The organism is Maricaulis sp., assembly GCF_034670125.1.
Taxonomy (GTDB): domain Bacteria; phylum Pseudomonadota; class Alphaproteobacteria; order Caulobacterales; family Maricaulaceae; genus Maricaulis.
Genome location: NZ_JAXMOC010000003.1, coordinates 431,765 through 455,811 on the forward strand (window position 1 = coordinate 431,765; position 24,047 = coordinate 455,811).

Annotated in this window: 24 protein-coding genes; 17 read left to right on the forward strand and 7 right to left on the reverse strand. The window is 64.9% G+C overall.

Going from position 1 to position 24,047, the window contains the following annotated elements; translation table 11 throughout:
- Positions 1 to 32 precede the first annotated feature (32 nt).
- The 7 genes from VOI18_RS08305 to VOI18_RS08335 are packed head-to-tail and all read left to right on the forward strand — an operon-like array spanning position 33 to position 4,988.
- Positions 33 to 464: a hypothetical protein gene (locus VOI18_RS08305; protein ID WP_323761931.1), complete on the forward strand. Its 432-nt coding sequence runs from the start codon at positions 33 to 35 to the stop codon at positions 462 to 464.
- Positions 461 to 1,237 carry a hypothetical protein gene (locus VOI18_RS08310; RefSeq protein WP_323761932.1) on the forward strand — a complete coding sequence of 259 codons (777 nt, stop codon included), beginning with the start codon at positions 461 to 463 and terminating at the stop codon, positions 1,235 to 1,237. The genes VOI18_RS08305 and VOI18_RS08310 overlap by 4 nt, the downstream gene beginning before the upstream one ends.
- Positions 1,234 to 1,992, forward strand: a complete 759-nt coding sequence (locus VOI18_RS08315) for a hypothetical protein (RefSeq protein ID WP_323761933.1) — start codon at positions 1,234 to 1,236, stop codon at positions 1,990 to 1,992. Before VOI18_RS08310 ends, VOI18_RS08315 begins: the two co-directional genes overlap by 4 nt.
- The gene (locus tag VOI18_RS08320) at positions 1,989 to 2,729 is read left to right on the forward strand and encodes a hypothetical protein (protein ID WP_323761934.1); all 741 of its coding nucleotides are present in this window, start codon (positions 1,989 to 1,991) and stop codon (positions 2,727 to 2,729) included. The genes VOI18_RS08315 and VOI18_RS08320 overlap by 4 nt, the downstream gene beginning before the upstream one ends.
- The gene (locus tag VOI18_RS08325) at positions 2,726 to 3,523 is read left to right on the forward strand and encodes a hypothetical protein (protein ID WP_323761935.1); all 798 of its coding nucleotides are present in this window, start codon (positions 2,726 to 2,728) and stop codon (positions 3,521 to 3,523) included. Before VOI18_RS08320 ends, VOI18_RS08325 begins: the two co-directional genes overlap by 4 nt.
- Positions 3,520 to 4,266, forward strand: a complete 747-nt coding sequence (locus VOI18_RS08330) for a hypothetical protein (protein WP_323761936.1) — start codon at positions 3,520 to 3,522, stop codon at positions 4,264 to 4,266. Before VOI18_RS08325 ends, VOI18_RS08330 begins: the two co-directional genes overlap by 4 nt.
- Positions 4,263 to 4,988 carry a hypothetical protein gene (locus tag VOI18_RS08335; protein WP_323761937.1) on the forward strand — a complete coding sequence of 242 codons (726 nt, stop codon included), beginning with the start codon at positions 4,263 to 4,265 and terminating at the stop codon, positions 4,986 to 4,988. The genes VOI18_RS08330 and VOI18_RS08335 overlap by 4 nt, the downstream gene beginning before the upstream one ends.
- Positions 4,989 to 5,061: 73 nt before the next feature.
- On the opposite strand, the gene VOI18_RS08340 is transcribed toward VOI18_RS08335, so the two are convergent.
- Entirely contained in the window at positions 5,062 to 5,751 is a 690-nt protein-coding gene (locus VOI18_RS08340; protein ID WP_323761938.1) for an SOS response-associated peptidase, read from the reverse strand.
- 860 nt (positions 5,752 to 6,611) lie between these two features.
- Between VOI18_RS08340 and VOI18_RS08345 the strand changes: the two genes are divergently transcribed.
- From VOI18_RS08345 to VOI18_RS08360, 4 genes are all read left to right on the forward strand, one after another.
- Positions 6,612 to 8,342 carry a hypothetical protein gene (locus tag VOI18_RS08345; RefSeq protein ID WP_323761939.1) on the forward strand — a complete coding sequence of 577 codons (1,731 nt, stop codon included), beginning with the start codon at positions 6,612 to 6,614 and terminating at the stop codon, positions 8,340 to 8,342.
- A gap of 70 nt (positions 8,343 to 8,412) precedes the next feature.
- Positions 8,413 to 8,829: an endonuclease domain-containing protein gene (locus VOI18_RS08350; protein WP_323761940.1), complete on the forward strand. Its 417-nt coding sequence runs from the start codon at positions 8,413 to 8,415 to the stop codon at positions 8,827 to 8,829.
- Complete coding sequence (locus tag VOI18_RS08355) at positions 8,826 to 12,074, forward strand: error-prone DNA polymerase (protein ID WP_323761941.1); 3,249 nt, start codon at positions 8,826 to 8,828, stop codon at positions 12,072 to 12,074. Before VOI18_RS08350 ends, VOI18_RS08355 begins: the two co-directional genes overlap by 4 nt.
- A gap of 133 nt (positions 12,075 to 12,207) precedes the next feature.
- Positions 12,208 to 12,618, forward strand: a complete 411-nt coding sequence (locus VOI18_RS08360; RefSeq protein WP_323761942.1) for a hypothetical protein — start codon at positions 12,208 to 12,210, stop codon at positions 12,616 to 12,618.
- An 83-nt stretch (positions 12,619 to 12,701) separates the two neighbouring features.
- Here VOI18_RS08360 and VOI18_RS08365 read toward each other — a convergent pair whose 3' ends face one another.
- Genes VOI18_RS08365 through VOI18_RS08375 form a run of 3 tightly spaced genes read right to left on the reverse strand, consistent with a single transcriptional unit; the run spans position 12,702 to position 15,508 of the window.
- A complete protein-coding gene (locus VOI18_RS08365) occupies positions 12,702 to 13,472 on the reverse strand; it encodes a DUF1295 domain-containing protein (protein WP_323761943.1) in 771 nt (256 codons plus the stop codon).
- Between the two features lie 9 nt (positions 13,473 to 13,481).
- Positions 13,482 to 15,182: a sodium:solute symporter family protein gene (locus tag VOI18_RS08370; protein WP_323761944.1), complete on the reverse strand. Its 1,701-nt coding sequence runs from the start codon at positions 15,180 to 15,182 to the stop codon at positions 13,482 to 13,484.
- Positions 15,179 to 15,508 (reverse strand): DUF4212 domain-containing protein, encoded by a 330-nt coding sequence (locus tag VOI18_RS08375; RefSeq protein ID WP_323761945.1) that lies wholly within the window; start codon positions 15,506 to 15,508, stop codon positions 15,179 to 15,181. The genes VOI18_RS08370 and VOI18_RS08375 overlap by 4 nt, the downstream gene beginning before the upstream one ends.
- Before the next feature lie 125 nt (positions 15,509 to 15,633).
- Here VOI18_RS08375 and VOI18_RS08380 point away from each other — a divergent pair, with 125 nt between their 5' ends.
- Positions 15,634 to 15,999, forward strand: a complete 366-nt coding sequence (locus VOI18_RS08380) for a BlaI/MecI/CopY family transcriptional regulator (protein WP_323761946.1) — start codon at positions 15,634 to 15,636, stop codon at positions 15,997 to 15,999.
- Between the two features lie 3 nt (positions 16,000 to 16,002).
- Here the strand turns inward: VOI18_RS08380 and VOI18_RS08385 are convergent, their stop codons facing one another.
- The 3 genes from VOI18_RS08385 to VOI18_RS08395 form a co-directional block, all read right to left on the reverse strand.
- Positions 16,003 to 16,953 (reverse strand): alpha/beta fold hydrolase, encoded by a 951-nt coding sequence (locus tag VOI18_RS08385; RefSeq protein ID WP_323761947.1) that lies wholly within the window; start codon positions 16,951 to 16,953, stop codon positions 16,003 to 16,005.
- Between the two features lie 111 nt (positions 16,954 to 17,064).
- The gene (locus VOI18_RS08390; protein ID WP_323761948.1) at positions 17,065 to 19,362 is read right to left on the reverse strand and encodes a TonB-dependent receptor; all 2,298 of its coding nucleotides are present in this window, start codon (positions 19,360 to 19,362) and stop codon (positions 17,065 to 17,067) included.
- Positions 19,359 to 20,270: an alpha/beta hydrolase gene (locus VOI18_RS08395; RefSeq protein WP_323761949.1), complete on the reverse strand. Its 912-nt coding sequence runs from the start codon at positions 20,268 to 20,270 to the stop codon at positions 19,359 to 19,361. Before VOI18_RS08395 ends, VOI18_RS08390 begins: the two co-directional genes overlap by 4 nt.
- An 82-nt stretch (positions 20,271 to 20,352) precedes the next feature.
- Here VOI18_RS08395 and VOI18_RS08400 point away from each other — a divergent pair, with 82 nt between their 5' ends.
- The 5 genes from VOI18_RS08400 to VOI18_RS08420 are packed head-to-tail and all read left to right on the forward strand — an operon-like array spanning position 20,353 to position 24,035.
- Complete coding sequence (locus VOI18_RS08400) at positions 20,353 to 20,961, forward strand: TetR/AcrR family transcriptional regulator (protein WP_323761950.1); 609 nt, start codon at positions 20,353 to 20,355, stop codon at positions 20,959 to 20,961.
- Entirely contained in the window at positions 20,958 to 21,752 is a 795-nt protein-coding gene (locus VOI18_RS08405; RefSeq protein ID WP_323761951.1) for an enoyl-CoA hydratase/isomerase family protein, read from the forward strand. The genes VOI18_RS08400 and VOI18_RS08405 overlap by 4 nt, the downstream gene beginning before the upstream one ends.
- On the forward strand, positions 21,749 to 23,254 hold the full coding sequence (locus VOI18_RS08410) for a long-chain fatty acid--CoA ligase (protein WP_323761952.1): 1,506 nt from the start codon (positions 21,749 to 21,751) through the stop codon (positions 23,252 to 23,254). Before VOI18_RS08405 ends, VOI18_RS08410 begins: the two co-directional genes overlap by 4 nt.
- Entirely contained in the window at positions 23,254 to 23,658 is a 405-nt protein-coding gene (locus tag VOI18_RS08415) for a MaoC family dehydratase (RefSeq protein WP_323761953.1), read from the forward strand. The genes VOI18_RS08410 and VOI18_RS08415 overlap by 1 nt, the downstream gene beginning before the upstream one ends.
- Entirely contained in the window at positions 23,655 to 24,035 is a 381-nt protein-coding gene (locus tag VOI18_RS08420) for a phosphate acetyltransferase (protein ID WP_323761954.1), read from the forward strand. Before VOI18_RS08415 ends, VOI18_RS08420 begins: the two co-directional genes overlap by 4 nt.
- Positions 24,036 to 24,047: the final 12 nt, after the last annotated feature.

Here is a 24,047-nt window from a genome sequence, read left to right on the forward strand (position 1 = left end):
TACCGCTCAACCGGCTGGGGAGGCGGTAATGGATGTCTGATTTCGAACTGGCGCTGCTGTTCTCGGAATATCTCAACACGGCCAACTTCATCTTCTCCAACTTCATGGCGCTCGTCTTCGCCATGCTGACGGCCTCTTTCTTTCTGGCGCACCGCATGGAGCGCTGGGTCGCGGCCCTGTTTCTCGCCCTCTACACGATCGGAGCCGTGATGACCGGATCCGGCGTGCTCTTCGCCTTTTCCGACTTTGCCGCGCTGGGCGTGCATATCCACCAAACCGCCAGCCAGTCCGCCGACCTCGCCTGGCTCGGGCCGGCTGGGCCGGGCGGCGCCGGCATGGAGGTCATGCCGGTGATGATTTCGGTCCTGCTGGCCGTCACCTATATCGGCTCGCTCGGCTTTTTCTTCGTGGTCCGCGCCAAGCGTATCGTCCGGCCGGAGCCGGACGCTGAGGCCGCGCCATGATCCTCGCCCGCCTCACCGCCGCCATCCGCGAACAGAGCTGGTTCGCCGTCGTCCTGGAATTCGTCATCGTCGTCGCCGGTGTGCTGCTGGCCTTCCAGATTTCGGCCTGGAGCGGTGAGCGCGCTGATCGCGCCTATGCCCGCGACATACTGGATCGGCTGCACGCCGAACTGATCGTGATCGGCACTGTCAGGAACAGGGTCCGGCCCCAGTTGGAAGAGCGCGTCGAGCAACTCAACTCCGCCCGCCCGGTGATCATGGGCGTTTCCGATCGCGAGGTCCTGACAACAGAGGAATGCTATCACATCGGCCGTTCTCACCTGACACCGGCGCCGCCCGACCAGCTGCCCACCCTGGATGAATTACTCGCCTCCGGGTCTTTGCGCGTCATCGATAATTCCGCGCTTCGCCGCAACGCCTCGGCGCTCGAAGCCATGAGCGGGGCGGGTCGAGGCAGTTGGACCAATCTATCAGCCCTGTTCGACAACCTGGCCGAACACTATCCGGGTGCCATTCAACCGGTTCTGGTCGCGGCGGTGGCGGAGTCTGGAGACCAAGCCTGGTCGCGCGCCTATCACTGCGATCTCGAAAACATGCGGGCGCAGCCGGATTTTCAGGCGGCTCTGCTGGAGAATATCAGCGTCCTCGACAGTATAGCAGCCTACAATTACCGCACCATCGACGCCATGATCGAGACCGTGCACGCGGCGATCGATGACGAACTCGGCATCGATCACACAGCCGATCGCGGCGCGGAGGAAGACACACCATGATCCTCTCCCGCCTCTCCCGCGCCATCCGGCAGCAGAACTGGTTCGCCGTCGTCCTGGAATTCGTCATCGTCGTCGCCGGCGTCCTGCTGGCCTTCCAGATCAGCCAGTTCGCCTCCGCCCGGTCGGAACGCGCCTATGCGCTGGATGCGATGGCCCGGGTCGAAACCGATGTGCGTGAAATCATGGCGTTCCGGAACAGGACCCGGGCGGCGCTCGAGCTACAGCTCGAACAACTGGCCGCGGCACTATCCCTCCTCGACGGCGACGACGCGGCAGATTCCCTGACGCCGGAGCAGTGTCAGTCCATGGCCACGTCCAGCTACATCAGTATGGCCGTCGACGCGGTGCCGACGCTTGATGAAGTGAGGCGGTCAGGGGCGCTCGCAGCGATCGATAACGAGCCCCTGCGTCTCGCCATCCTGCGCTTCAGTTCCAGGCAGGACACCACGCGCGAATATGCCCGCCGGCATGACGACGATGTCATCGACCTGACGACCGCATTTCCCGAGGTGATCCGGCTCGAGCGCGTGCCGGCCCCGGAGGTCGAGGGCGGCTGGACCTACCGAGCCTCCTGCGACCTTGCCGCCATGCGCGCCTCCCCCGCCCTGCAGGCCAGTGTGACCCGCAACCACCTCACGGCCCACGCCTTCGGGGTCTTCGTCTTCGGGCATCTCGACGAGGCCTTCGAGACCCTTCATGCCGCTCTGGATGCCGAGCTCGGCCTTATCCATGCCGACACGGAGCCAGCGCCATGATCCTCTCCCGCCTCACCGCCGCCATCCGGCAGCAGAACTGGTTCGCCGTTGCCCTGGAATTCATCATCGTCATTGCCGGTGTGGTGATCGGTTTCCAGATCACCGCGTGGAATGCGGCGCGCGCAGAAACGGCCCGCGAGGCGGCCTATCTGCAGCAACTGGACGTCGAGCTGACGACCATCGTGTCCACACTCGAACGCCGCGGGGAAGAAGCGGACGCCTATTTCAATTGGGTCACGCTCTTCCTTGAAGGCGCCGAGACCGGCGATCCGGAGCTGGCGCAGGAAGGGTCGTGGGGTTTGAACGCGATCACTGAAGTCGTGCGAGCAAACATTGTGCCGGCTGTGCTGACAGAGCTTATCAGTACCGGTGAGCTGCGTCTGGTCCGCGACACCGAGCTTCGCAACGCCCTGGCCTCCATCCCGCAGATGCACAACGACTCCCAGTCCCGGATGGAGCAAATGGCCATGCGGCTCTCGCCTGTTGCTTTCGAAATTTCGCAGCGCTTCGAAGCCCGGCTGGAGGGCGTCGCCGACATAGAGAATGCCAACTACACCACAGAGACCCTGCAGTTCGATTTCGACGCGGTCGCTCAGGACGAGACCTTCTTGCGTCGACTGAATTACGCGGCACTGCAGAACCGGTTTCAGGCCAGCCATCTCTTGAGCCGCCGAAAAGAGTTGGAGATCATCCGCGACCAGGTGCGCGCCGAAATCACGGAACGAGGCTTCGAATGATCCTCTCCCGCCTCACGGCCGCCATCCGCGAACAGAACTGGTTCGCCGTCGTCCTGGAATTCGTCATTGTCATTGCCGGCGTGGTGATCGGTTTTCAGGTCAGCGAATGGGCGGCCAACGCCCGGGAGCGCGTCGACGATGAACGTGCGCTCGCAAGGCTTCGCTTGGAGTCCGAAGCCGTGGTCGAATTTTGGGCGGGCAGTGTGGGCGGCATGACCGAATGGGACCGGCAACGCCTTGCCTTGTTGCGCGCACTGGAAAGCGGGACCATTGCGCCGGGAGAGGACATGGACGTCTATCTGGGCCTCGAGCGCCTGTATTTTTACCCTGCCATAACGCCGCCACGCACCGTGTTCGACGAATTGCTGGCCTCGGGTGGACTGGCCCGCATCTCTGATCCCGACGCTCAGAACGCCGTTTCAGAGTACGCCGACTCGCTGACCTTCATTATCGGCCAGCTCGACCAGTTCCGGACCTCAACCGAGCCCGGGCTGACCAATCTGGAAAGCCGCGTATTCAGCCAATACGACCCGACCTCGCCGAGCCTTCGCCGGTTTCAATATGACATCGCCGCACTGGCAGCCGATCCGGCATTCGTCAGCTCGGTCGTCAACGCGGCCCGAAACCAGCGCGTCTTCCTGTTCTTCCGGATCGGCGCCCTGCAAGATGCCTACGAGATGTGCGAGGCCCTGTCCCGCGCGCAAGGCGATGTCTGCGAGACGGCGCAAGCCGGCCGGGACGAATACCAAGCGGCGCGGGCTTATATCGACGACATGCAGGAGCCGGCACCATGATCCTCTCCCGACTCACGGCCGCCATCCGGCAGCAGAACTGGTTCGCGGTGGCGCTGGAATTCGTCATTGTCATTGCCGGCGTTGTAATCGGTTTCCAGGTTTCGCAATGGGCCAATGAACGCACCGCCGAGGAACGGCGGGACGCAGCGCTGGAGCGTTTGCATGATGAAGCAGAACAGATCATTGCCTATCATCAGGAACACATCGAACTCCACGAACGGATGAATGTCCTGCGCACCGAGGCCATCGAGCGGTTGATCGCCAATGACTGGGCGGAGGCCGACCGCCACGACATGGCGCAGGGCCTCAACTCGGTCGGCGTCTTGCCCGGAGCCTTTCCGCCACGCTCGGTCTATGACGAGTTGATCAATAATGGCGCGTTTGCCGAGATCGGCTCGCCGGAACTGCGCGCCGCGATCGGACGCTATCATGCCCAGCTGACTTTCCTGCAGGCACAGATCGACTATGTCCGGCTGCGTATCGAGGACCCGCTTTTCGTGGGCCAGCCCGGAGCCCGGGTGGTTTATGTTCCGGATACGGTCCGCGAGCGACGTTGGGAATTCGACTTCGACGTCCTGAGCCAGGACGATGCGTTTCTTCAGCGTCTTCTTCTCGGCAATAACAGTCAGCGAGCGGTCACGGATTGGACTCGCCATACACTGGAGCTGGCACAGGAGATGTGCACAGCCATAGCGGAATCGACGGCACGCCCCTGTGAGCCGCCGGAGGAACCATCCGAATGATCCTCTCCTCCATCACCCAGGCCCTGCGCACCCAGAACTGGTTCGCCGTCATCGTCGAATTCATCATCGTACTGGCCGGCGTGGTCATCGGCTTCCAGATCTCCGCCTGGAACGAGACCCGGATCGAGCACCAGCGCGAAGCGCTGATCCTGGAGCGCTTGCACGCCGATTTCACCGAGATCGAGCAACGAACCGAAAGCGTCGTCGACCAGTTCGAGACGCGGATCGAGGCGGGCCGTGCCCTGGTGGCTGTTTTGCGGCGCAATCCGGACGAGGTCAGCAACCGGGACGTCCTGCGGGCCCTGGAAAGCGCCATCGGCACGCCGGTGCCCAACGGCCGCTCGGCCACCTATGCCGAACTGGTTGCATCCGGCGAAATGCAGCTGATCCGGTCCGAACACTTGCGGACCGCGCTGGTCGAGTTCGACGAGCAGGTTCGACGCCAGGAACTGGCCTACGCCTCGCTGGCGCGGATGATCACCGACAATGCCGGCAGCCTGCTCGAGGCCAGCACATTCGCGTCCAGCGACATGGATGCCCTGCCCCTGCATTTGCAATCGGCCTTCTACGATTTGCGTGCCTCACCGGAGCTGTATGCCGCCGCGGGGCTGGCCCTGCGCACAAACCTGACCAACCGCGTCTGGCATGAAGGCACGCTGGAACGGGCGCGCGACGTGCTCGCGGCGATGCCCGAAGACACCCGACAAGGGGACGCGCCATGATCCTTGTCCGCCTCACCCGTGCCGTCCGGGACCAGAACGGATTTGCTTTCGGACGTTCGGATGACGCCACCCCCTAGATCAGCCCGACCCGCTGCGGGCCATCGCCGGGCTCGATCAGCCAGTCCTCGTCGATGCGGACATTGCCGACCGCCTTGTTGGCCTCTTTGATCACCATGGCGTCCGACGGCAGTCCTTTGAGCAGGCTGTCGACCTCCATGTTTTCGGTATCGGTCCAGGCCTCGAAATCCTCGGGGCCCAGAATGACCGGCATGCGGGTGTGGATGGCGGCCATCGCCGCGTTCGGCTGGGTGGTCAGGATGGTGAAGCTCTCGATTGTTTCGCCCTCGATTTCGACCCGGTCCCACAGGCCGGCAAAACCGAACCAGTCCTGGTCCTTCACGGTAATGAAATGCGGCTGTTTGGCACCCTTCGGGCCAGTCCATTCATAGAAGCCGACGGCTGGAATGATGCAGCGACGCTTCTGGAAGGGGACCCGGAAGCTGGGCGCGGTGGCGGCCGTCTCCGACTTGGCGTTGAAGGTTGAGTATTTCATCGCTTTCAGCGGCTTCTGCCAGAAATAGGGAACCAGCCCCCAGCGCGCCATGACCGCTTCGGTGCGTCCGTCCTCACGCCGGATGATCGGCGCCCGCTGCGTCGGCGCGATATTCCAGCGCGGTTCCATGTTGAGCGCGCCCTGCTGGAGCTTGAACGTCTCCTGCAGGATCCACCACTCAAGCTTTCCAAGGGCATAGCGTCCACACATGGCGGGGAGTCTAGCGCGTTTGGTCGGCCATGCGAAAGCACTCGGATTCGACGCTTGACTCTTCCTCCTCAAATGAGAACATAAGAAGAACATCAAGCGAGAGCCAAACCTGATGACTGTGCCGTCACACCCTGACCGGCGGCAGCAGCTAGCCGAGTTGCGCCGTCAGATACGGGCCCTGGATATGGGCGAGACCGCACCGGCCTCCCTGGCGGCAGGAAGCGGGCAGATTGTGTCTCGTGATGCGGCCCGCTGTCGCGATGCGGCCCGCTGCGGTGATCATCCGCTCGAGCTGGCGCCCGGCCTGCACGAGATTTGTCCGGCCGGCTATCTCGACACGCCCGCCGCCCTGGCCGTCCAGGCGGGTCTGATGGCGACGCACCTGCGCCGCCGCGAGCAGGAACAACCGGTGCTGTGGGTCCGGCGGACGATGGGGACGGGCCAGGATTTCGGTGGCCCCTACCCGCCGGCGCTGGCGCAATGGGGGCTTGATCCGGCCCGCCTCATCCTGGTCGAAACAGCCAGCGAAACCGACACGCTGTGGACGCTGGAAGAAGGCTTGAAAGCCGGTGCCGTGGTGATCGGCGAGACCGGTCCCTCGGCCCGCTATGACCTTGTCGCCACCCGCCGGCTCGACCAGGCGGCCCGGCGGGCCGGGGCGCTGGCCCTGGTGCTACGACCGCATGAGGGCCTTGCGCCCAGCGCCGCGCTCAGTCGCTGGCGCATCGCCGCCCGCCCGTCCCCGGCACGGGCGTGGATCGGCGCACGAGGGCTGCCGGGATTGGGAGAACCGCGGTTTCATGCCGCCCTGGAACGGGTCAGGGGCGGCCCGCCACAGGAATACGAAATCGAGTGGAAACATGCGTCGTTTCATGTCCTTGAGCCTGCCCCGCTGGCCGACCGACCGGCATCGCCAAAGCGCGACACCGAGCGCGATATCCAGCCTGACACCCGGCCCGGCGTCCAACCCGGTATCGCCGCCAATTCCGGCGTCGGCCAGGCGCTGGCCGGACAGGTCATCCGCCTCACCGGATAGCGCGCCCGCCGCGCCGGGTCATGACCGGGCCGCGCCCTTTGCCCTGGTCCACAGCACGAACGGCGGCGAGCGCCTGTATGCGCTCGATGCCGAAGCCACCCGGCGCGGGCTGCAGGTCGGCCAGGCCGTCTCCGACGCCAAGGCGCTGGAACCGACCCTGCGACTGCGTCCGGCCGACCCCGCCGGCGATATCCGCCGCCTCGCGGCACTGGCCCGCGGCTGTGGTCGCTGGTCGCCCTGGACGGCCCCCGACCCGGGCCAGCCGGGCGAGGACGGCGTATTGCTGGAGATGACCGGCTGCGCCCATCTGTTCGGCGGCGAAAAGGCGCTCCTCAGCGAGGCCCTGCAAGCGCTCGCCCGTCAGGGTCATGTCGCCCATGGGGCCATCGCGCCAACCCTCGGTCTTGCCTGGGGCCTGGCCCGTCATGCCGCGCCGGGCCGGGCCGACGGCATGATCATCGCCGACGACATCCCGTCCGCCCTCAACCCGCTGCCGGTCGCCGCCCTGCGCATCGGCGACACGGCTGCAACGCTGCGCCGCTTCGGGCTCAAGCGGATCGGCGATATCATCGACATGCCAAGGGCCAGCCTGTCACGCCGCTTCGGACGCACACTCGTCGACCGGCTCGACCAGGCAACAGGGCGGGTCCGCGAAGTCCTCAATCCGCTGCAAGCGGTCACACCGTTTCGCGCCCGCACCCGCTATGTCGACGCCCTGCTGCTGCTCGACGGGCTGAAACAGGGAGTGAAGGATACAGCCGAAGGTCTGTGCGAGGCCCTGGAACAGGCCGGTCGCGGCGTTACCCGGCTCGATCTCCACCTGTTCCGCGTCGACGGCAAGACCCACCTCCTCACCCTGGGCACCGCCGCTCCGGCCCGCGAGGCCGGCCATCTCGCCCGCCTGTTCAATGAAAAGCTCGACCGGGCCGAGATCGACATCGGTTTCGGCATCGAGATGATCGAGCTGACCGCCCGCGCCACCCAGCGCCTCGGCGAGCGCCAGGACGGGCTGATTGATGATGGCCGCATCGATGAAACCGATCTCGCCCGCCTGACCGACCGGCTGGTCGTCCGCCTGGGCGAGGACAAGGTCCAGCGCGCCGCCCGCCGGGCCACCTACCAGCCCGACCGCGCCGCTCTGTGGCGCCCGGCCATTAATGTCACCCCCCTCCCTGCCCGCCCGTCGGCATCCCGCACATCCATGCTGGCTGTCGCCGAACCGCCGCCGCAGGACGCCCTCCTGCCGCCGCCCGGCCGCCCCCTGTTGATCCTCGCCCGACCGGAACCGGCCGAAGCCGTCGCCGAGATCCCCGACGGTCCGCCGCGCAGCTTTGTCTGGCGCCGAATCCGCCACCAGGTCGACCGCGCCGAGGGCCCCGAACGCCTGGCCCCGGACTGGTGGCGCGACGGTCCCTGGCAGAGCGATCGCCCGGCCCGCACCCGCGATTACTTCCGCGTCGAAACCCGCGAGGGCCGCCGCTTCTGGCTTTACCGCGACGGCCTCTACGGCCTCGAAACCACCCGCCCCCAATGGTTCGTCCATGGCGCGTCGTGACCCTCCCCTGCAAAGCGGGGGAGGTGTCGAGCGAAGCGAGACGGAGGGGGAGGTCAGAAAGGAACCGCTTATGAGAGAGAACCGCGAACGCGCCACCCAACAGGCCCGACACCTGCGCCGGAACATGACGATGAGCGAAGTCCGCCTCTGGCAGGGCCTGCGCGGACGCCGCCTCGACGGGTTCCGCTTTCGGCGCCAGCACCCGCTGGGACGCTATATCGTCGACTTTGCCTGCCTGGCGGGCCGGCTTGTCGTGGAGGTTGATGGTCCGTCACACCAAAGCCCCGGGCAGGCTCTTTATGATGCGCAGCGGACGGACTGGCTGGTCGCGCAAGGCTGGACAGTGCTGCGTGTCGACAATAACGCCGTGTTTCAGGATTTTGATCGGGTGCTGGCTGATATTCGCGGCGCGCTGCCGGACTTTCCCCCATCGACCCGTCGCTGCGCTCCGGGCCACTTCCCCCGCTCTGCAGGGGAAGATCGATGACGCCGGGCTTTGCCGAGCTTCTCACCGCCAGCAATTTCACCTTCCTGACCGGGGCCTCGCATCCCGACGAGATGGCGGCGCAGGCGGCGGCGTTGGGTCTGACCGCCATCGGGCTGGCCGACCGCAACTCCTTTGCCGGCATGGTCCGCGCCCATCTGGCCGCGAAGGATGCCGGGATCACGCTGGTCCCGGGCACCCGACTGGTCACCCGTTGCGGCCTGGAAATTGCCGCCTACCCGACCGATCTGGACGCCTGGGCCCGCCTGACCCGCCTGCTCACCGACGCCAATTTCGCGGCCACCAAGGGCGATTGCGATCTGCACGCCGGGGATGTCGCCGCTGCGTCAAAGGGTCAGGTCCTGCTGGTCATCCCGCCGCGCGAACCCGACCGCGCCTGGCAGGACAAGGTCACCGCCCTTTTGCCGACGCTGAATGGCGAGACCCATCTGGTGCTGACGCGCTGGTTTGACGGCCGCGATGGCGAACGCCTGCACCGGCTCAGCGCACTGGCGCGGGGCTGGGGCCTGACCACGGTCGCCAGCACCGATGCCCGCTATCACGCCCCCGGTCGCAAGCCGCTGGCCGACGTCGTCACCTGCATTCGCGAGCATGTCCGCATTGACGAGGCCGGCTTCCATCTCGCCGCCAACGCCGAACGCCATCTCAAGCCCGCCGCCGAGATCCATCGCCTGTTCGACGGCTATGAAGACGCGGTGGCCCGCTCGGTCGAGATTGCCCGGCGGCTGACCTTCTCGCTCGACGAGCTGGTCTATAATTATCCCGACGAGGTGATCGGCGAGAACGAGACCCCGAACGAGACGCTGCGCCGCCTCGCCGCCGAAGGCCTGAAGACGCGCTATCCCGGTGGCGCCCCGGACAAGATCAGGACCGCCGTCGCCACCGAGCTCGACCTGATCGAACAGCTCGACTACCCGTCCTACTTCCTCACCGTGCAGGACGTGATCCGCTTTGCCCGTTCACGCGGCATATTGTGCCAGGGGCGCGGCTCGGCAGCCAATTCGGCGGTCTGCTTCGCCATCGGCATCACCGAGGTCGACCCGGACCGGATCGACCTCCTGTTCGAGCGCTTCATCTCGGCCGAGCGCGGCGAGCCACCCGATATCGATGTCGACTTCGAACACAATCGCCGCGAAGAGGTGATCCAGTATGTCTATGAGAAATACGGACGCCGCCGCGCCGCCATGACCGCGACGGTCAATTGCTATCGCCCGCGCGGCGCCGTGCGCGAGGTCGGCAAGGTGTTCGGCCTGTCCGGCGATGTGATCTCGGCGGTCTCGAAAAGCCTGTGGGGCTGGTCCTCCGGCGAAATCCAGGAAGAGCGCATCCGCGACGAGCTGGGCCTCGATCCGGACAGCCCGGCCCTGGCCATGACGCTGCGCTATGCCCGCGAACTGATGGGTTTTCCGCGCCATCTCGCCCAGCACCCCGGCGGTTTCGTGATGACCCGCGCCCGGCTTGACGAAATCGTGCCGCTGCACAATGCCGCCATGCCCGAACGCACCATGCTGGAATGGGACAAGGAGGATATCGACGCGCTCGGCCTGATGAAGGTCGATGTGCTGGGCCTGGGCATGCTGACCTGTGTTGCCCGCGCCTTCGAACTGCTGGCCACCCATCATGGTCGCCATCTGACCATGGCCACCGTCCCGGCCGAAGACCCGTCCGTCTATGACATGATCTGCCGGGCCGACACGGTCGGCGTGTTCCAGATCGAGAGCCGGGCCCAAATGACGATGTTGCCGCGACTCAAGCCGCGCAATTTCTATGATCTGGTGATCGAGGTCGCCATCGTCCGGCCCGGCCCGATCCAGGGTGACATGGTGCATCCCTATCTGCGCCGCCGACGCGGCGAGGAAGTGGTGGAGTATCCGTCCCAGGCGCTGGAGGACGTGCTCGGCAAGACACTCGGCGTGCCGCTCTTCCAGGAACAGGCGATGCGGATCGCCATCGTCGCCGCCGGCTTCACCCCGTCCGAAGCCGACCGGTTGCGGCGCTCCATGGCGGCTTTCCGGCGCTCCGGCTCGATCCATGAAATGGGCCAGAAGCTGATGAATGGCATGATCGCCAATGGCTATGAGCCCGCTTTCGCCGAGCGCTGCTTCAAGCAACTGGAGGGCTTCGGCGAATACGGCTTCCCCGAGAGTCACGCCGCCAGCTTCGCGCTGATTGTCTGGGTCTCGTGCTGGCTCAAGCATTATTATCCCGACGTCTTCCTCGCCGCGATGCTGAACAGCCAGCCGATGGGGTTTTATGCCCCGGCCCAGCTGGTTCGCGATGCCCGCGAGCATGATGTCGAGGTGCGCCCGCCGGACATCAATCACTCCGACTGGGATGCCACGCTGGAAGAGACCGCGATGCCGCGCCGCGACGGCACCGGCATGCGCTTCGCCGTGCGCCTCGGCCTGCGCCAGATCAAGGGCATGAAGGAGCCCGCCGCCGCCCGTCTCGTTGCCGCCCGCCAGGCTGCGGGCCCGTTCGACAGCATTGCCGACCTGGCCCGGCGGGCCCGGCTCGACAAGGGTTCGCTCGACCGGCTGACCAATGCCGACGCGGTCGGCTCGCTGGACCTGGACCGGCGCAAGGCCAGCTGGACCGCTCTCGCCGAGGCCGGCAAACCACTCCCCCTCTTCCAGCATGCCGACAGCTGGGGCACCGAGCATCCCGTTGCCCTGCCGGAACTGACCGGCGGCGAGCAGGTCGCCCAGGATTACGCCACGCTGCGCCTGTCCCTGAAAGCTCACCCGTTGAGCTTTTTCCGCGGCGAGTTGGCCGAGACCGGGCATGTGCCCTGCGCGGCCCTGGGTGAGATGCGCGACGGGCGCTGGGTCACCCTGGCCGGGCTGGTGCTGGTCCGGCAGAGACCCGGCTCGGCCTCGGGCGTCATCTTCGCCACGCTGGAGGACGAGACCGGCATCGCCAATGTCATCGTCTGGCCCAGCTGCTTCGAACGCCACCGCCGCCTGGTGATGTCCTCCAAGCTGATGGGCGTGACCGGGCGGGTGCAAAAGGAGGGCCGCGTCATCCATGTCGTCGCCAACCGACTGGTCGACCATTCCTGGCGCCTCGCCGCACTTGCTGACGGCGCTGATTTCGCGGAAACCGTCGCCCGCGCCGATGAAATCGCCCGCCCCAATGCCGACCCCCGAACCGTCGCCCTCTATCGCCGCGTCATGCAGGGCGAACGGTTGGAGGACATATTGCCCAAGAGCCGGGATTTTCATTGAGGGGGCGGAAAAGGTCCTGTCCGCCGCGCGGGCCTTGGGGATACGGACGTCGGATCGGACCAGGCCGGTCCATTGAATGTCGACCTGATCAACCTAGTCTCTTTCGCATAAGGCGAGCTGCCTCGGAGAGATCATGCGCATCAATCGAGTCCTGTTCGCCCTCGCACTCATCTTGTTCGCAATCACGCTGTACCGTTACTCATCCGGGGCCTGGTACACGGTCGGATACCGGACCGGACTGTTGTCCCTGGACCGCCTGCCCGAGCACATGCAGGACTGGTTACCAGCCACGCCCCTGTGGCAGGACGCGATTTACCTGGGCGGCTATTTCGGCACCCTGGCATCCATCGTCCTGCTGGTCATGCGTCGCTCGATTGTGGTCTGGGTCTATCTGATCGCCGGAGGCTTGGGCCGTCTGGACTGGGCCCTCCTGCCGTTCAGCCCGGCCCCGATGGCCCTGTTCCTCGGCTGGACCGCCTTCCTGCAATACGCCGTGCTGGTCGGCCTGATGGTCGCCCTCAACCGGCGCGGCTTCTTTCGCTGACACCGGCAAAGACCGTTGCGACCGCACCCCGGCCCCCGCGCGGTCGGTTCCGGGAGCAACCGCGCGCCATCATGCCCGTCATCTCACCCGGCCTTCGGCCACCACGGCACAAAGCCCGGCGTCCGGGCGACGTAGTCCGCATAGCCGGGGCGGCTTTCGTGCAGGCCGTCCTCCAGCATTTTGGCGCCGGTCCAGCGGGTCAGGGTAAAGGTGAGGAAGAGGGGACCGATGACGGTCCACCAGCCATCACCGTCGGCGACAGAGATCAGCCACAGGCCCCAGAACAGGACGGCATTGCCGAAATAATTGGGATGGCGGGTATAGCGCCACAGACCGGTATCCATGACCTGACCCTTGTTGGCCGGGTCGGCCTTGAAGGCGACCAGCTGACGGTCGCCGACCACCTCGAAGGCGAGACCGATGGCGAACAGGACGATCCCCGCGATTGCAGCGGGCGCGGCGTAGCTGGCACCCTCCATCACCGCATGCTGAACCGGCAAGGCCGTCACCCACAAGAGGACACCCTGCAGCCCGAAGACCGCGACCAGCATGAAGACCGCCTCCTTGCCCGGCGGCGAGCGCTCCAGGAGCTTTTGATAGCGCTTGTCCGGCCCCTCATGCTGCCAGCGTGTAAACAGGTGATGGCCCAGTCGTAGCGCCCAGATCGCCACAAGTGCGACATACCAGGTCGCGCCATCGGCCCCGGCAAAGAGCAGTGAAGACAGCGACAGCACGAGAAATCCGAGCGGCCAGATGGCGTCGATATAGGACGGATCCTTGCGCGCAACGCTGAAGGGCCAGGTCAGGACCATGACGCCGAGGATGACAGCGAGATTGAGGAGGTAAGGGGTCATGGCCACGATCTAGGGCGCCCGTATCCGTTCGACCAGCTCGCGCACTTCGGCCGGCGGCGCCGGCGTCAGCAGCGAGACCGTCACCGAGACGACAAAGCTGATCATCATGCCGATCGTGCCGAAGCCTTCCGGCGAGACACCGAGGAACCAGTGCTCGGCATCATTGGGGATCCAGCCGAAGATCTTGTAGGTGAGGATATAGGCACCGGTGACTCCAAGCCCCGTGACCATGCCGGCAATCGCGCCTTCCTTGCTCATCCGCTGCCAGAAAATGCCCAGCAGGATGGCCGGGAAGAAGCTGGCGGCTGCGAGCCCGAAGGCCAGCGCCACGACCGAGGCGACAAAGCCCGGTGGATAGATGCCGGCAAGGATGGCGATCAGCACCGCCCCGGTCGCCGACAGGCGGGCGATCAGGAGTTCCTGCCGGTCAGTCATCGATTTGAACAACACCTTGCGGCACAGGTCATGCGAGATCGAGGACGAGATGACCAGCAACAGGCCCGCTGCCGTCGACAGGGCAGCGGCGATGCCGCCGGCGACGACCAGGCCGATCACCCAGCCGGGCAGGTTGGCGATCTCCGGATTGGCCAGCACGAAGATGTCGCGATTGAGCGTGGTGACCTCGTTGACCTCAGGGTCGGCGCGATACTGGATCCGGCCATCGCCATTGCGGTCCTCGAAGGCCAGAAGGCCGGTATTTTCCCAACGATGGAACCAGTCCGGCGTCGCGCTTTCGCCGTTGGCCAGGACCGTGGTTTCGGCGTCATAGACGCTCTCATTCACCGTCTCGATGAAATTGGTTCGGGCAAAGACCGCCACGGCTGGCGCGGTCAGATAGAGAATACCGATGAAGAGCAGTGCCCAGCCGGCCGATTTGCGGGCATCGGCGGCCTTGGGAACGGTGAAGAAGCGCACAATGACATGCGGCAGGCCGGCGGTTCCCGCCATCAGCGCCAGGGTGATCGCGAACACGTCGAACGTGGACTTCGAGCCATCTGTATAGGGCGCGAAGCCGAGCTCGGTCAGCATGCCGTCGAGCTTCATCAGGAGCGGCGTGCCATCGGCGACATTGCCGACAAAACCCAGCTGGGGCACGGGCGATCCGGTCAACTGCAACGAAATGAAGATCGCCGGCGTCATGAAGGCAAAGATCATCACGCAATACTGGGCGACCTGGGTGTAGGTGATGCCCTTCATGCCGCCGAGGGTGGCGTACATCAGCACCACCAGTCCGCCGATCACCACACCGGCCTCGATGGGGATTTCAAGGAAGCGCGAGAAGGCGATGCCAACGCCCTGCATCTGTCCGGCGATATAGGTGAAGGAGACGAAGATCGCGCAGATCACAGCGACCACGCGAGCGGTGCCGGAGTAATAGCGGTCGCCGATGAAGTCCGGCACGGTGAACTTGCCGAAGCGTCTGAGATAGGGGGCCAGGAGCAGGGCCAGAAGCACATAGCCCCCGGTCCAGCCCATCAGGAAGACCGAGCCGTCATAGCCGGAAAAGGCGATCAGCCCGGCCATCGACAGGAAGGATGCCGCGCTCATCCAGTCGGCGGCCGTGGCCATGCCGTTGAAGACCGGCGGAACATGGTGTCCGGCGACGTAGAACTCGTCGGTCGAGCCCACACGGGACGCGATGGCGATGCCGATATAGAGCGCGAAGGATGTGATGACGAAGAAGCCGGTCCAGAACAGGGTCGCGGTCATCGGGCATCCTCCGGTGAGATCGCGTCCGCCGCAATCACATCCGGGCCCGGCCTGTCATCGCTGCCGAGCCGGTCGGCGAAGCGGGCCTCGAGCCGGTTCATGGCCCAGGCATAGTAGAAGATCAGTACGATGAAGGTGAGGATCGACCCCTGCTGGGCGAACCAGAAACCGAGCGGCGCCCCGCCCAGCGACACGAGATCCAGCCACGGTCGCAGCAGGATGCCGAATCCGAACGACACCGCAAACCAGATCGCCAGCAAGACCCCCATCAGGCCGAGATTGGCCCGCCAATACGCCTTGCGCGCCTCAGACTTGTCTTGCGCCATGTGCTCCCCCAGATTGGTCGCATGTCTACTTTTGCAACCTTCGGCGTGAGCTTTGCAAACAAATCCTTAACACACCAGACCTGTTGCAATTCAGGTCAGACCGAATTTGTGGGAGGATGACGACCATGAGCCAGAATGACCGCCTCACCGACGACGAGAACGCCACCATGCGCATCCTGTGGGACCGCGGCGGCGCGTCTGTCAGCGAGCTTGCCGTGGCCACGCGTCAGCCGGCTGACACCACCCTCGACGTGCTGCATGGCCTGCGCCGAAAGGGCGCGGTCGAGCGCCAGCAGGACGGTCGAACCATCGTCTACCGTCCGCGCCTGAATCGCGAAACCGCCCGCACCCATGCGCTGGGTCGGCTATTGTGCGGCGACGCCCCGGCCCAGGACCATGGACTGGGCGTGGTGGTTCTGCGCGAGAGCGATGTCGACCCGCAGGACTGGGCCGACCTGCAAGCAGAGATCGCCCAGCGCCGCAAGGCCTGAGTCCTAGTCTTCGTTGAGAAAATCGCGCAGGTCAGCCAGCGTTAGCTCCGGCGCCTCCTCGTGTACGACATGGCCCAGACCGGGATAGGTGATCAGCCGGGCATCCGGCATGGCCTCGACAAATTGCGCACCGTGCGCCGCCGGGATGATGACATCCGCAGCGCCCCAAAGGATCAGGGTTGGCGCTTCGACCTGCCCGAGTTCGGCGGTCGGCTCCGGCAGGGTGAACACCCGCAAGCGCTCGATCATGGCCTGGCCAACACCGTCCCCGCGCATCAACTGAAGCACCCGTTCGGGCGTTTCCGGCGCCATGGCGGCCGGGTCACCGTAAAGCGCGCCGGTCGCCGCCGTGATGATCGGTTGGGGCGCCTGCGTCAGGTAGAATTGCACGCCCATTGGCACAGGGACCGGGTTTTCGGTCACACCATTGATCGAGAAACCACCCGGGGAAAGCAGAACAAGCCGATCCACCTTGGTCGGATGCGTCGCGGCCTGACGCCAGGCGACCAGCCCGCCCAGTGAGTTGCCGATCAGGGTCGCGCGTTCGATCTGCAACGCGTCCATCAGCCCGTCCAGGAAATCGACCGTTTGCGGCACCGAGTAGCGGGCCTGCGGGTCGGGTCCGGTCAGGCCATGGCCTGGCAGGTCCATGCGGACGACGCGGTAGTCGGCGGAGAGCGCCTCCGCCCAAGCGTCCCAGCTTTCCAGCGAATGGGAAAACCCATGCACCATGATCAGGGCCGGGGCGTCCACTGGGCCCTCGATTCGGACACGGGTGCGGACACCGGCCACATCGACAAGACGGTCAGCATCGGTCCACCAGGGCGAGTCCACCGAGTCCGCCATCGCACCCTCCGAGGGCGTCTCGGAGCCGGTCGATGGCCGGTTGAGGAGATAGACCACAATCCCGGCCAGAAGCGCGAGACCGAGGAGGACAACAATCAGAAAGCGCATGACAAACCCCTGAGCATGAAAATGAGCGCGGCGACACCCGTCAGGGCGCCGCCGCAAGCATAGTCCGGATACGACGGGCGGGGGAGGTTCCCGCCCGTCGCAATCGGCAGCCTAGTAGCGCCAGGCGATAGTCGCCGTGACGGTGCGCGGTGGACCGTAGTAACCGATCAACGTACCTTCCAGGCCCAGCTCCGGAGCCAGGGTGGTGTTATTGACGAAGTCATAGCCGGAGACCCGGTATTCCTCATCGGTCAGGTTCCGACCGTGCAGGCCGAACTGCCAGTGGCCGTCCTCACCTTCCCAGACCATCGATGCGTTCCACAGGGTGTAGGCACCCTGGTCAAGCAGCGGGAAGGGGAATTCGAACTGGCTGGAGTCACCCCGGTGACTGATCGTATTGATCACCGACAGGTCACCGCCGTGCAGGGGCGTGATGTAGGTCAGCGTCGCGGAGGCCGTGGTGTCCGGCGTGTTCTGGATAACAACCTGGTCCGAGACATCGACGCCGAAAGCATTGACGAACTGGTCGTACTCGCCGTCCAGCAGGCCGATGGCCCAGCCGAGGGTCATGAAGTCGCCCTGGGCAAACACGTCCTGACCGAGATCCAGCGAGCCTTCATATTCGATACCGCGGATGGTGGCTGCGCCGGCATTGGTGGTCACGCCGGTGAAGGTGTCGTTGACGCCGTCATTGTCGGTGTCGATGCCGACCGACCCGGGAACCTGGATGTCGGTATAGTCCATGTTGAAGACGGCCAGGCTGTGGCGATACCCATTGCCCTGGTATTTCCAGCCGATTTCGATGCTGTCGACCGTCTCCGGATCGAAGCTCATGAACCGGAAGACTTCATCGGCCTCGATCGTGCCGCTCTGGTCAAAGTCGGGCGTGCCCGTCGTCTGGGCGCGCGGATCGAAACCACCGCCTTTGAAGCCCTGCGAGTAGGTCAGGTAGAAATTATTGGCGGCGTTCGGCTGCCAGGCAAGCGAAGCCGTCGGCGAGAAGTCATCCCAGGAGTTGGTGCCCGTAAAGTCCGAGGTCGTGGCGATCGGGAAGCCCGAGCCGCCAAAGAACTCGGAGAAACCGCCCAGATAGGTCCGGCGCAGGACCGTCGAGGTCCGCTCGTCTTCGGTATAGCGGCCGCCCAAGGTCAGCGAGAACTCGTCGGTCAGATCATAGGTGAAGTTGGCAAAGACCGACCAGGTCTTGGTGTCGACTTCGCCGAAGGTCTGGGCGTTGAGACCCGCCAGGAGATTGTCCAGCAGAACGTCAAACACGGTCATCGCACTGGCGTCGAGATAGTAGTAGCCGACCAGACCGTTCAGGCGCTCACCGGAATAGAGCAGCTGGAACTCTTCGGAGAACTGCTCGTTCTCGTAGATCGCCGGCACGTCGAGGTCGCCCGAAGGCAGGTTGTCAAAGTCGATCGGCGTGATCGAGGTATCATTGCGATCGGCAAGGATGTTGCGAACCGTCCAGTTATCGTTGATCTGCCATTCGGCTGTCAGGGCAAGGCCGTCACCCTCGACGTCCTGGTCGACCACATTGAGGCCGGCGCGGGTGTCGTGGACATTGTCCAGGACAGGAGCGCCGGACAGAGCGCCTGGAATCAGGCGGTGGCCGCCACGGGCGTTCGATGTGTCAGAGACGCTGTCATAAGCCAGACGGACGAAGAAAGTGTCAGTCGGCTCCCATTCGGCTGAGACACGATAGCCGAACACGTTCTTGTCGTAGTTGTCTTCGCCGGTGTTCAGGTTTTCACCGTAGCCGTCACGGGTAAAGCGACCCATTGTACCACCGACGCGGAACGTGTCGGACAGCGGCGCTGTGCCGGACAACACGGTGTCGAGCTGGCCGTAGCTGCCGACACCGAGGCGGGCTGACAGGGTCGGCTCGTCGGCATCGATGCGACGGGTGACGTATTTGACTGCGCCGCCAATGGTGTTGCGGCCGTAGAGCGTGCCTTGCGGGCCGCGCAGGACTTCGATCCGGTCGACATCATAGATATCGAGCACGGCGCCTTGCGGACGGTTCAGGTAGACGTCATCGACATAGATGCCGACACCGGCCTCAAAGCCGGCAACCGGGTCCTGCTGACCGACGCCGCGAATGAAGGCGGAGAGCGTCGAGTTGGTGCCGCGAGACACTTCCAGCGTGATGTTCGGCGTCGTGTCGGCGATGGCGACAATGTCCAGTGCGCCCATGCGCTCGAGATCTTCACCGCTCATGGCCGTAACCGACAGCGGCACGTCCTGCAGCGTCTCTTCGCGGCGGCGGGCGGTGACGGTGATGACATCACGGCCTTCCGACGCGCCATTGTCCTGGGCCACGGCGGGTGCCGCGACCAGGGCTGAAGCGGCCACCGTGCTCAACAGAAGCGCGGTGCCCGTAAGGGTCTTGAATTTTTTCATGAGATACTCCCCTCAGAGGTTACATGGGTTGTCGCCGTCGCCAGGGCCTGGCGGGCGAAGTTTCGGACCACATCAACAAACTCTTCCGGCTGTTCGAGATGTGGTGCATGCCCGGAGTGGGCGAACCCGTGCGCCGTTGCAGCGGGCAGGGTTTCGACGAGATAGCGGCTCGTCTCCGGGCCGTAGGCATCGCTGCGTTCGCCAAAGGCGATCAGCGCCGGGATGGCCATTCCCGGAAGTTCGGGGCGCAGGTCCTGCTGCGCCATCGAAGACCAGAGGTCAGCCATGGCATCAGCATCGCGAGCGCGAAGCAGGGAAAGAGCGTCAGCCACCATTTGTGGCTCGCGTGCGGCCCGGTCCCGGGCAAACATGCGTGGCGCGAATGTGGCGGCATAGGCAGGCCAGTCGGCCCGCATCGCCTCGGTCGCTCGACTGGACGCATTGGAGTCCATGCCGCTCGACATGCCCAGCGACCAGGTTTCGTCGTTGAGAATGCGCGGGCTCATGTCTTCGATCACCATGCCGGCAAGCCGGTCATGGCCATGACGCTGGATCATCGACCACAGCACGGTTGCGCCCATCGACCAGCCCAACGCCACAATCCGGCTCAATCCCTTTCGGGTCAGCAGTTCATCGAGATCGTCGGCCAGGTCACCAATCGTGGTCGGAGGCGTGCCGGCCGGCGTGTCGCCATGGCCACGCAGGTCAGGTACCAGGACCCGGAACTCATCCGAGAGCGCTCGCGCGATGGTGTCGAAGAACGCGCTCGAAGCCGCCCAGCCATGCACCAGAAGCAGGACCGGCCCCTGTCCGAGTTCCCGATAGGACATCACCGTGCCATCGCGCAGCGTCAGGTGTTGCAGCGCGTGCTCACCTTCGTCCGGACTGTGCGGCTGTGCATCGGCCACGGTCTGATCTCCCCCTGGCCGTCCAATTTTCGCTGGATCGTGCCATATTGATTTAGGATCCATTTTGTGAAAACTGAATCATATGTCAACTTCAGAATCCAATACCGTCGATAAACGCCCCAAAACCGCACGCGGTCTGAGGACCCGGAACAAGCTTCTGGAAGCGGCGGAAGGCGCCTTCGGGGAGAATGGTTTTCATGCCACCTCGATCGGCGACATCACACGCCGGGCCTCGGTGGCACTGGGTACTTTCTACGTCTACTTCGACTCAAAGGACGAAATTTTCCGGGCCCTGGTCGCCCATATGGGAGACATGACGCGCGGCTGGATTGCCGAACGGGTCAAAGACGCGTCGGACCGGCTGGAAACCGAGCATCGCGGCCTCGTTGCCTATATCGAGTTCGCCCGGGCCCACCCGAATCTCTACCGGATCATCGAGGAATCCCAATTCGTCGCTCCGGACGCCTACAAGGCGCACTACGACGTTTTCATGGAACGCTATCAGAGAAACCTGGAAGACGCCGCCAGCCGGGGCGAGGTCAGTGCCGGCGACCAGGGCACCCGCGCCTGGGCACTGATCGGCATGAGCGTGTTCATGGGACTTCGCTTCGGAATATGGGAGCGTGACCGTGACCCGGAAGACGTTGCCCGCGTGGTCTCGGACCTGATCGCAAACGGCCTGAAGTCATGAATTCGGACGCGACCCCTTCGCCGGTTCTGGTCCGCCGTGACGACGAGGTCGTCCGGATCACGCTGAACCGGCCGGGCCATGGCAATGCGCTGGAACCGGTGTTGCTGAACGCGCTTTGTGACGCCCTTGGTGACAGCCGGAACGCCCGAACTGTGATCCTGACAGGTGCGGGGCGTGCCTTCTCCTCCGGTGGAGACATCCGCGAATTTCAGGCCCGGGCCGATGATCCTGCATCTCTCGAGGCATTCGGCGACACTGTGGTGTCGGCGCTGAACCGTGCCATCCTTGCCCTGCGTGCGCTGCCCTGCCCCACCATCGCTGCGGTCAACGGCCCCCTGACCGGTGGAGCGATCGGCCTGATGCTCGCCTGCGACATCACCCTGATGAGCCGCGACGCCTTCATCCAGCCATACTACGCCCGGATGGGATTTGCGCCCGATGGCGGCTGGACCGCGCTCCTGCCCGCCAGGATCGGTGCCGGTCGTGCCGGCAGCTGGCTGGCGCAGGACAGTCGTCTCGATGCCGACGCCGCTTTGGCCATGGGTGTCGTCGACCGGGTCTGTGACGCTCGCAATTTCGCCGGGCAGCTCGCGGAGCTGACCCAGCTTCAGGCCGCCCATGACCCACAGACCGCGCTGGCCAGTCGCCAGCTGCTGGATGCCGGTCTTGGGTCACCGACCCTGGCCGAACGGCTGGAGCTGGAACTGGCCAGTTTCAAGCAATTGCTGATCCGGCCGGAAGCCCGTCAAAGGATGGAAGCATTTCTGGCCCCGCGAGAGGCCGCCGGATGATGGATATTATCACCGACATCACCGCGCGCCGCGCCGCCCTGACGCCCGACAGGCCGGCCTTCCACATCGTCGAAACCGGCGAGGTCATCAGTTTTGCCGGGCTGGACGAGCGCAGTGCCCGCGCCGCCACCGTCCTGGCGGACCGGGGCGTGGGTGAAGGCGACCGGGTCGCCATTCTTTGCCGCAACCGGATCGAGTTCTTCGAGGCCCTGTTCGCCTGCGCGAAGCTGGGCGCCATTCTCACGCCATTGAATTGGCGCATGCCGGCGCGCGAACTGGCCGACCTGCTCGTCGATTGCGCGCCGACCTGCCTGCTCGTCGGCCATGACGACAGGCAGAAGGCCGAAACGGCAACGCAAACGGCTCCACTGGCCTTGATTGACCTGGAAAGCGAGTGGCCGACGGCCCGCAAAGTCGCATCGCGCCATCCCGGCCGGACAGCTTGGCCAGGCGATCAGCCCTGGTATCTGATCTACACATCGGGCACGACCGGCCGCCCCAAGGGCGTGATCCAGACCTACCGCATGGCACTGGTGAATTATGTCAATATTTCCCAAGCGATAGGCCTGCGGGACGGGGACGCGACGGTCAATTTCCTGCCCCTGTTCCACACCGCCGGGATCAACCTGCACACCCTGCCGGTCCTGATGGCTGGCGGACTCAACCATCTCTTGCCCGGCTTTGACGCCGGCACGGTGCTGAGCCTGATCAATGACGGCCAGCTGGACGTCATGCTGTGCGTCCCGGCCGTCTACCGCGAATTGTCGCTGCATCCCGAGTTTGGGGCGACCGATCTGACGCGCCTGCGGCACTGGGCCTGCGGCGGCGCACCCATGCCGGACGTCCTGATCGAGACATTTGCGGCCCGGGGCGCAATCGTTTGCAACGGCTTCGGGATGACCGAGACAGGACCGACAGCCTTTCTCATGGATCGCGACCATGCGCTCGAGAAAATCGGGTCGGTGGGTAAACCACAATTGCTGATCGAAGCCCGGGTGGCGACACCCGAGGGCGAGGCGCTGGCGACCGGCAAGACCGGCGAAATCCAGTTCTTCGGGCCAGGCCTGACGCCTGGCTACTGGCAGCGCGACGGGGAGACCGCGAAACTCTTTACCGCGGACGGCTGGCTCAAGAGCGGTGATCTGGGCCGCTTCGACGCGGATGGCTATTGCTATGTCGCCGGCCGGATCAAGGAGATGTACATTTCAGGTGGCGAGAACGTTTACCCGGCCGAGGTCGAGAACGTGCTCGACGAACACCCGGCCGTGCTGGAATCCGCCGTCACCGGCATCGCCGATGAAAAATGGGGCGAGGTCGGCTGCGCGCACCTGATCCTGCGCGACGGCCAGGACGTCACCGACAACGCCTTGGCGGACTGGTGCCGCGAACGGCTGGCCGGGTACAAGATTCCCCGCCATTTCCGTCGGGCAACAGACTTTCCGCGCACCGCAGCCGGCAAGGTCCAGAAACACCTTTTGCCGCTCCCGGAAGCCACAACGTGATGACGACGCCCCCGCAGCCGGCCTTGCCATGCGCGCACCTGGAAAAGACCTTCAGCCAGGCCGATTTCGACGCCTTTGCCCGGTTGTCCGGTGACAACAATCCGATCCATTGCGACCCCGGGTTCGCGGCGGGCACGCGCTTCGGACGAACCGTTGCCCACGGCGCGCTTTTGTGTGCTGTGCTGCGGCGGTTGGTGGAGGACCTCTATCCCGGAGCCCGACAACTGGGCCAGAACACGCAATACCCGGCGCCAAGCCCTGTCGGCGAAGCGCTTCGTTTTGACGTCGAAACAACCGGCCGGCCGGAAGCGGCAAACCGTCGGCGGATCGCGCTGTCGCTGACCGTGACCCGGCTTCTCGACGGGGTGACCACCTGTACCGGAACAACGGAAATCGAGGTATGAGCGAGGCGCTCCTTATCGGCCAGACCGCGTCAATAGAGCGTCGCTTCTCGTCTGCCGATGCCCGCGACCTGCAGCGCCTGACCGGCGGCACGCTGACCGTCGAGCATGTTCCCGAGGCGCTGATAAACAGCATGTTCTCCCACCTGCTCGGTGTCCACCTGCCGGGGCGGGGCACCAACTACCTCAAACAGGAAACCCGTTTCCTGTCACCGGCACCGCTGGGCCAGACGCTGATCGCCAGCGTCGAAATCACGCGTCTTCGTCCCGACAAACAGCTGGTCGACCTCGCCACGCGATGCGTGACAGCGGATGGCGCTGAGATTGCCTCCGGCCGCGCCCTGGTATTGGCGAAGGATGTCGCCGGCGCCTTCGATTGATCGGGCCAGCCT